The 6,519-nt window shown below is 47.2% G+C and carries 6 protein-coding genes; 4 read left to right on the top strand and 2 right to left on the bottom strand.

What is annotated here, in order from left to right; translation table 11 throughout:
- Positions 1 to 709 precede the first annotated feature (709 nt).
- The 4 genes from D882_RS0128660 (at position 710) to D882_RS1000000131715 (ending at position 3,571) form a co-directional block, all read left to right on the top strand.
- Positions 710 to 1,039 (top strand): hypothetical protein, encoded by a 330-nt coding sequence (locus D882_RS0128660; RefSeq protein ID WP_027926398.1) that lies wholly within the window; start codon positions 710 to 712, stop codon positions 1,037 to 1,039.
- 22 nt (positions 1,040 to 1,061) lie between these two features.
- The gene (locus tag D882_RS0128655) at positions 1,062 to 1,436 is read left to right on the top strand and encodes a hypothetical protein (protein ID WP_027926397.1); all 375 of its coding nucleotides are present in this window, start codon (positions 1,062 to 1,064) and stop codon (positions 1,434 to 1,436) included.
- 297 nt (positions 1,437 to 1,733) lie between these two features.
- Entirely contained in the window at positions 1,734 to 2,540 is an 807-nt protein-coding gene (locus D882_RS0128650) for a hypothetical protein (protein WP_027926396.1), read from the top strand.
- A 122-nt stretch (positions 2,541 to 2,662) separates the two neighbouring features.
- The gene (locus D882_RS1000000131715) at positions 2,663 to 3,571 is read left to right on the top strand and encodes a hypothetical protein (protein ID WP_027926395.1); all 909 of its coding nucleotides are present in this window, start codon (positions 2,663 to 2,665) and stop codon (positions 3,569 to 3,571) included.
- Positions 3,572 to 3,885: 314 nt separating this feature from the next.
- Here the strand turns inward: D882_RS1000000131715 and D882_RS0128640 are convergent, their stop codons facing one another.
- Both D882_RS0128640 and D882_RS0128635 read right to left on the bottom strand, forming a co-directional pair.
- Positions 3,886 to 4,995 (bottom strand): DUF262 domain-containing protein, encoded by a 1,110-nt coding sequence (locus D882_RS0128640; protein WP_027926394.1) that lies wholly within the window; start codon positions 4,993 to 4,995, stop codon positions 3,886 to 3,888.
- 1 nt (position 4,996) lies between these two features.
- The gene (locus D882_RS0128635) at positions 4,997 to 6,118 is read right to left on the bottom strand and encodes an adenine-specific methyltransferase EcoRI family protein (protein WP_050590259.1); all 1,122 of its coding nucleotides are present in this window, start codon (positions 6,116 to 6,118) and stop codon (positions 4,997 to 4,999) included.
- Positions 6,119 to 6,519: the final 401 nt, after the last annotated feature.

Genomic DNA, 6,519 nt, shown 5'->3' with positions numbered 1-6,519 from the left:
ATCCCGGTGGATGTCGGTGCCGTGGACGGCGTCTTCGTCGCTGGCTGATCGGTGTCGGTGATCGATGTCGATGTCGATGTCGCGGGGTGGCGCGTGTGAGCTGTTTAAATATTTTGGCGGGGTGGGTGTTGGCTGAGATGTGCGGTTTAGGTGGGTTGGTCAGGTATTGAGTGGTGCGGGCGGTAAATTGATGTTGTGTCACCTATGTTGATAAACAGGATGGCCGGGCACCGCGTCTAGCCCGGGCGTTACCGACCGGAACGGTTTTCGGCGCATCCGTTCGTTTCGGAGTTTTCATCCCGCCAACCCCTGACTGCCCGGTCTGCAAAATTACCCAGCTCCCGTTTTGGTCGAAAAATCAAAGGCCTGCGAAGCAAATTGTTGCGTTTTTCGGCTGACGGCTCGTCCGCTGCCGGTCATGTGATTGGCAACAGTGGTGTTAACAACAATTGACAGATCGAAAATCCATTATTAACCAGTTGGTTGCACATTATTTGAGCCTGCCACCGCCTGGGCGATGAGGTCGGCCAGCTCGTTTGGCACTGTGACGCCGTGCGACATTTCCGGTGTGTCTGCGAAATTTTACAGCTCCTGATTTGCTCGGAAAATCAAAGGACTGCGAACCAAACTGATACGTTTTTCGGCTGACGGCTCGCCAGCTGCCGGTCCGGGGTGATCGGCGCCGTTGTTCGATAACCGAGGGGATTCCATGCAAAACCTTCTGAGTTGCCTGCTGTTGCTCCTGGTGCTGGTCGGTGGAGCTGCCCGGGCGGTTCCGGGTCTTGATGATCCGCTGGATTCGCCGGTGGTGGCCCTGGTGACGCTGTTGCCACCGGAACCGACCGGCGCCGTCGATTTGCTCCAGGGCGAAACCGCTATCCGTGTTCGGTGTATATCGGCGCCGTCGTCAACGGTGAGTGCCACGGTTCGGCACTGCCGTCGCCGTAACCGCCTGTCCGCTGCTATGGGCAAATGCTCAACGGCCAATGCACCGGGCCAAAGTTCTAAACATCTGTCTTTCCATGCCGTTTGGTTATGAATCAAGACGCGGGGTAATCCTGATGAGGCTTGAAGACGATCTGCACGCCCACGGCGATACGAAATATGCGCGGTTCATTGACGAAATTGCGCGCCGCTTTGCTCGGAATAAGAGCGTTGGCTATTTGCGCTCCGACCAATATCCAACCCTGCGTTTGCGGTATTTGAAAGACCGCAAGCGGGGGGCCTGGGACGTGTTGCACTGGGACGGATGGCACAGGGTCGGCAATTACCCTGAGCTGGATTGCGCGACTATGCTGAAGTGCTTGCCGGGTGTTGTTGACCAATTGAGACGGGGCTTTGCACCCGGTGTGTTTGTGGCTGCTGCCGGTACCGCGATAGGCGGGCGCGGTGCTGGCGGACGCCCATTAGCGACGATGAAGGAATGCTTGCGGTGATGGACAACTTCCGACCCAAAGCTGCCCATCGCATGAGGCAGAAAACCGCCAATGACGGAAGTTTCGGGAGCATATCTAACGGTGACACACTGTCTGTTTGAGAGATGTTGATTGCCCTCAAACAGAATCGCCCCCCAAACACCAGCCAAAATCTTTTTCTTAGCAAATTCGTGGGTCTTGAAAAAGAGACGTAAAAAAGTAATCATAAATGAAAATCAAAGTACCTGCATCGCTTAACAGATATCACCAAGACGCGTGTTATTATAGTAAATGTTATTAACAGATATTGGAGGAAGCATGGAGCTAGAAATAAATACAATGATGGTTTGCGTCCACACCACTGATAACTCAAAAGAAAATAGTGACTCCATTCCAACTCCAGACATTAGATCCAATAAGCCTATCGGATTTCATGATCAAGAGGACAACAGCACAGCTTTTTTTCAAAAGCTTGTAACAGCGAATTTTTACGGAAAAGAGATTTCTATTGCAATCCCAAATGAGATATCACTTTCTCTAAGTATATCAAAGAAAGCCATGATTGCAGCGAATAAAAAAAGAGAGGAGCTAAATAAACACGCCGCTGAGCGTAAGACACTCTTTGAATCAGACGTAAAAATTGCATATGATTTTCTTGAGGAAGTTCAAAAATCTGTTGTGTTCGCATACAAAGCGGTAGAGTCATTTTGCAACGCAAGTATTCCAGATTCGTACACTTATAAAAAAACCACAAGCAAAGGGGTTGTTGAGTACTATGGCAAAGAGCAAATAGAACGATGGATTTCTACGTCAGAGAAAGTATCTTTAATACTACCGGAGATATTAGTTTGTAGCTCTCCAACAGAGCAAAAATTTTGGGGGGACTTCAAAAATCTCGAGCGGATACGAAATGAATTGATACACAGCAAATCTAGTAATAGCGCGGACATACTCACTGAGTTATTTTCGGAAGTTGTAACTAGATACATTGCCTCGGGCGTTGAGCTCTTAGAGTTTTTTATAAAACTTGACCCTTGTAACCCTATATTTCCACTTGGATTTGGAACATCTCAAATTAAGGTAATTTCTGTTCCCAATGCTGAGGAATATTTACAAAAAATTTAGTAGCTAAAAATGCCGCCCCCTGACCATCGCGCACGTGGAACGCGTCTATAAAAATTCTTTTCTATATCAATTGGATGGTATCTCACGAATCATCCTAACTTATAAAGCTCAAGGAATATTTAATGGGCAATCTTGTAGTTGATATCATGCCTCCTGCGTACTGGCAGGACTTCGAACGTTTGACTTTAGATTTTGCCAAACACAATTGGCAGGATGACTACGCAGAGAGAAATGGACGCCAGGGTCAAGAGCAGGCAGGCGTGGATGTTTACGGGTATAACTATAAACAAAAAGAACATACCGGTATTCAGTGTAAAAAGCGCGCATGGAAGACGAAGCCGGGAGCCGACACCCCTTCGAATACATTAAGTACAGATGAAATTGATAAAGAGATAAAATTAGCCAAAAGTTTCATCCCAACATTAGAACGATTTATTATCAGCACTACTGCCCCACGAGACTCCGATCTTCAGGAGCACGTTCGAAAAATCAATGAAAACAAAAAGGGCTTTTCTGTATCCTTAATTTTTTGGGAAGATTATGTTGACTTCTTAAATGACAATCCAGGGTTTATGTATAGGTACTATGAGAATGTACTGAAGTACCGCAGCACCTATAGTCCTGATGAACACTACTATCGACTTCTATCCATGGCTTTTGATCGCCCAGCCATTAGAACACCATTTCACCTAGAGAATAGGGCCACTGATTTTATTGAGGCGCTATCTGCAACTCAAAGTGCAATTACGACTGGGTGTTTAAAAGATCGGGATGGCAGAGTAATTGATCAGGCAAGAGTGCCGAGCGAGAAGCCAAAGGAGCTGAATAGTGCAGCTAGAAAGTTGCAAAGCGCACGAGAAATTTCAACAAAAGCTTTAGCTGCGGGGCGAATTATTGAGCACTCTACAGTTATTGAGATTTCAGATCAAGAAGTTACAAAAAAACTCAATGAACTTCGATTTGAGTCAGTTGCTTTATTGAACAAGATCTTGGAGTTAGAGGGGCTGCCAATAATTTCAATTGACTCATAAAAGGCTATTTTGGGTCGGGTTTTATGCTCGAAATTGCCATGAGAGTTGTTCTGTTACAGCTATGTGCTAACAGCATACGCTTTTGATCGAAAGCGGACCTGATCATACGTCCGATTTTGGCCGTTTTCTGCCCGTCGCGAAGGGCAGAAATCGACCCGTTGCTGACTGATGACACCTGCAAGCTAGCTGTCTGGTATTTGCCCATTCCGGACATCGGGGCCGTATTCCAAAATACGAACAAACGCCCTTCGCGGTATCCCCAGAAGCATACATCCACGAACATCACTTGCAGTCGGATACTGGTTGCTAACTGTTTATTTTCCGCTCTTTGTCCTGTTATCCAGCTTGCAAAGCAACTGGCAATTTTCTTCCGTGGTTTTGCCTCCAGCACTCCACGGAACAATATGGTCAGCTTCCATTTCGTGAAGATCGTAGTGCTTTGTGCAAATTGGGCAGTTGCCCTTCTGTTTTGCGTAGACTTTCTGTTTCATTTTTTCGTCAAACACACGAAGACTTAGGGTTCGTGTGTTTCCGGTCAAAAGGTATTCGTAAATTCCTTTCTTGCTATCCACCTCATCGTCGTCGATGAGTTCGATGATGCGATTCTCTAAATCAGCAGCGTTGAACTTACCGTCTTTGTGTTTGTTGTAGAACGATCCCCACGGCATTCCTTTCATAAGCTTTGCTCTCGCGCTGTCTTGTTTCGGGAATACACGCTTAACCCAATCAAATACCGATTGCCAGTATTGCCATAGCTCCTGCGCATCCTTATCGTGCTGGTGGGCGCTCATGTAGTTTTCAATTTTTCCACCGGAAATCCAGTCGAGTGCCGTTTCCAGAACCTCTTGCCGAATCGGCGAACCGTTCACCAGCTTGTCCCGTCCCTCTTGAACAGCAGGAGCGCCGGTTTTGGAAAACCATCGTTTCGCATTAGCCAGCCAAGGGCCGGTGAAAATTGCGTTTCTGAGTTCTTGGTCGGTCAGTGGCTTGCCCGCGATATTAATGATTTTGAACCAGTCCAACTTTTCGTCTTCCGTGCCTTCGCACATGTATACCGAAAGCTCGTAGTTCAGAATCTCCTGACGCTTATTTTCTGTCAGGTTGCCAAAGTTCTTCGGCGTTCCGTCAATCTCAATCGAGAAATCATTCTGTACATATTGGCAGATGCTAATGGTTCGCTGCTGACCGTCCATCAACTCGAAGGAATCATCACCCAACTTCACCCAATACATCGTATTAAGTGGGAAGTTTTTGCGGACAGTATTAATAACTTCGTTGCGCTGCTTTTCGCCGTAGATGAACTCACGTTGGTATGGTGGGCGTATGTTCAATCGGCCACCGTATCCTCGCACTCCTTCTTCGGCTTTGTCTTCAAAGCCAGCGATAAGCTCGGCTACCTTGATGCTATGCAAGGCGATTTTCATATCACAATTTCCGTTTGATGATTATTCTTGAATATGGGCAACGTGACTTACCATCCTTTGTGATCGCGATGTCCGTGCGTCCCCGGTGATTTTTTGTGACACCAATTTCTTTGCCCAAGTTGCCAAACGGTATGCCGATAAGCTCAAATTGTGCAGGATTAAATCTATTCAAAAACGTGTCAGGAACACCCATTAAGCCGTCATAGTCGCAGGGTATTTCTAAAAACTTGCTGACCTCAATGGCGCCATAGTTGTCATACTTTGGGTATTCAGCAGGGTTATACCGCTTGTAAAGAGGGATTTCTTCATGGCGCTTTGGGTTGTCCATGTTGGTAAACCACATGATGCTCCCCATGCTGAAATACTTGATGCCATTCTCAATTTTCTTGCGCGATTCAGTCTGAATATCGTAACCATCAGGGACACGAAACCATTTCGTTCCTCCGTTATCAACACCGAGCCAAACTTTGTTATCTTTGATTAGATTAAAAATCTCTTTGTAATGAATAGCGTTTTGATTGCCGAGAATCAAAAATTGCTTGTTGTGTGCAACGATCAGCGCCACAAAATCACGAAACAGGGAAAAGGGCGGATTGGTAACAACAATGTCTGCCTGTTTTAACAGGTCAACGCACTCGCTGCTGCGGAAGTCACCTGCGCCGTAGATGCTGTCACCACGGAGCGCGTGCGAAGTATTGGCATCGTGCTTGAGCAGATACTCGACGTCGGCAAGGTCCGTTGCGCCCCGCTGATTGCGGTCTGGAACTTCATTTATTTCGATTGCGTAAGGTGCGGCGCCTTCGGGCTTCAATCCCTCAATTTCAAGAAGCGGCAATTGCCCACCAACGATGGGCGACTTCACATAGCTTGTGGCGATGAGTTTTTTGAGACCGAGAGTATTGAAGTTGAGCGCGAAATACCTGAAAAAATTGCTCTCAAACGGATCGTCACAATTGCAGAGTATCGTTTTTCCACGTAGCTGCGACTTATAGTGCTTGAGCTCGTTTTCGATGTCGCCAAGCTGTGTGTAAAACTCATCCTGCTTGGCTTTCTTTGCGTTCGATAGACCAATGTTCCCGGATGCTGAAAGGTTTTCGGCTTGGCTTGAATTGTTTTTAGGCATTATAAGTACGTCTTTTGAAGGCACAGTGCCGTTGAAATTATTGCGTAATTCTATCACCTTGGCATTGCGTTTGCCCTTAGCTGACGGGGTGATAGAGGCCGCGCTTGAGGATCGCCAAGCCCTATTTCAAGTGAATGGAGATGGCGGAATTTAGGTCCACTGTTTAACGATTGTTGCCACATAGCGTTACTCAAAATGAGTGACCAGAGGGCGGCAATTGGCCGTTCTCTGCCGGTCATGGGTACAAAGCCTGCTGGTAAAATCCGCTGATGGTGGCGTAGGTGCACGCGGGCAATATGTGTGGGGCTAGGCGTGGGGCTGGAGGCCTTGTTTATATTAGAGCCTCGTATTTAGCGGCCTACAGAACGAAAAAGCCCGCAGCGACGGCGGGCTTTTTCAGC

Source organism: Pseudomonas sp. URMO17WK12:I12 (assembly GCF_000514395.1).
GTDB classification, from domain to species: domain Bacteria; phylum Pseudomonadota; class Gammaproteobacteria; order Pseudomonadales; family Pseudomonadaceae; genus Aquipseudomonas; species Aquipseudomonas mucoides.
This window is presented reverse-complemented; position numbering and strand designations above follow the sequence as displayed.

Coding starts and splice junctions, on each gene's coding strand:
- D882_RS0128660 (WP_027926398.1), top strand. CDS start 710: ATGCAAAACCTTCTGAGTTGCCTGCTGTTGCTCCTGGTGCTGGTCGGT.
- D882_RS0128655 (WP_027926397.1), top strand. CDS start 1,062: ATGAGGCTTGAAGACGATCTGCACGCCCACGGCGATACGAAATATGCG.
- D882_RS0128650 (WP_027926396.1), top strand. CDS start 1,734: ATGGAGCTAGAAATAAATACAATGATGGTTTGCGTCCACACCACTGAT.
- D882_RS1000000131715 (WP_027926395.1), top strand. CDS start 2,663: ATGGGCAATCTTGTAGTTGATATCATGCCTCCTGCGTACTGGCAGGAC.
- D882_RS0128640 (WP_027926394.1), bottom strand. CDS start 4,995: ATGAAAATCGCCTTGCATAGCATCAAGGTAGCCGAGCTTATCGCTGGC.
- D882_RS0128635 (WP_050590259.1), bottom strand. CDS start 6,118: ATGCCTAAAAACAATTCAAGCCAAGCCGAAAACCTTTCAGCATCCGGG.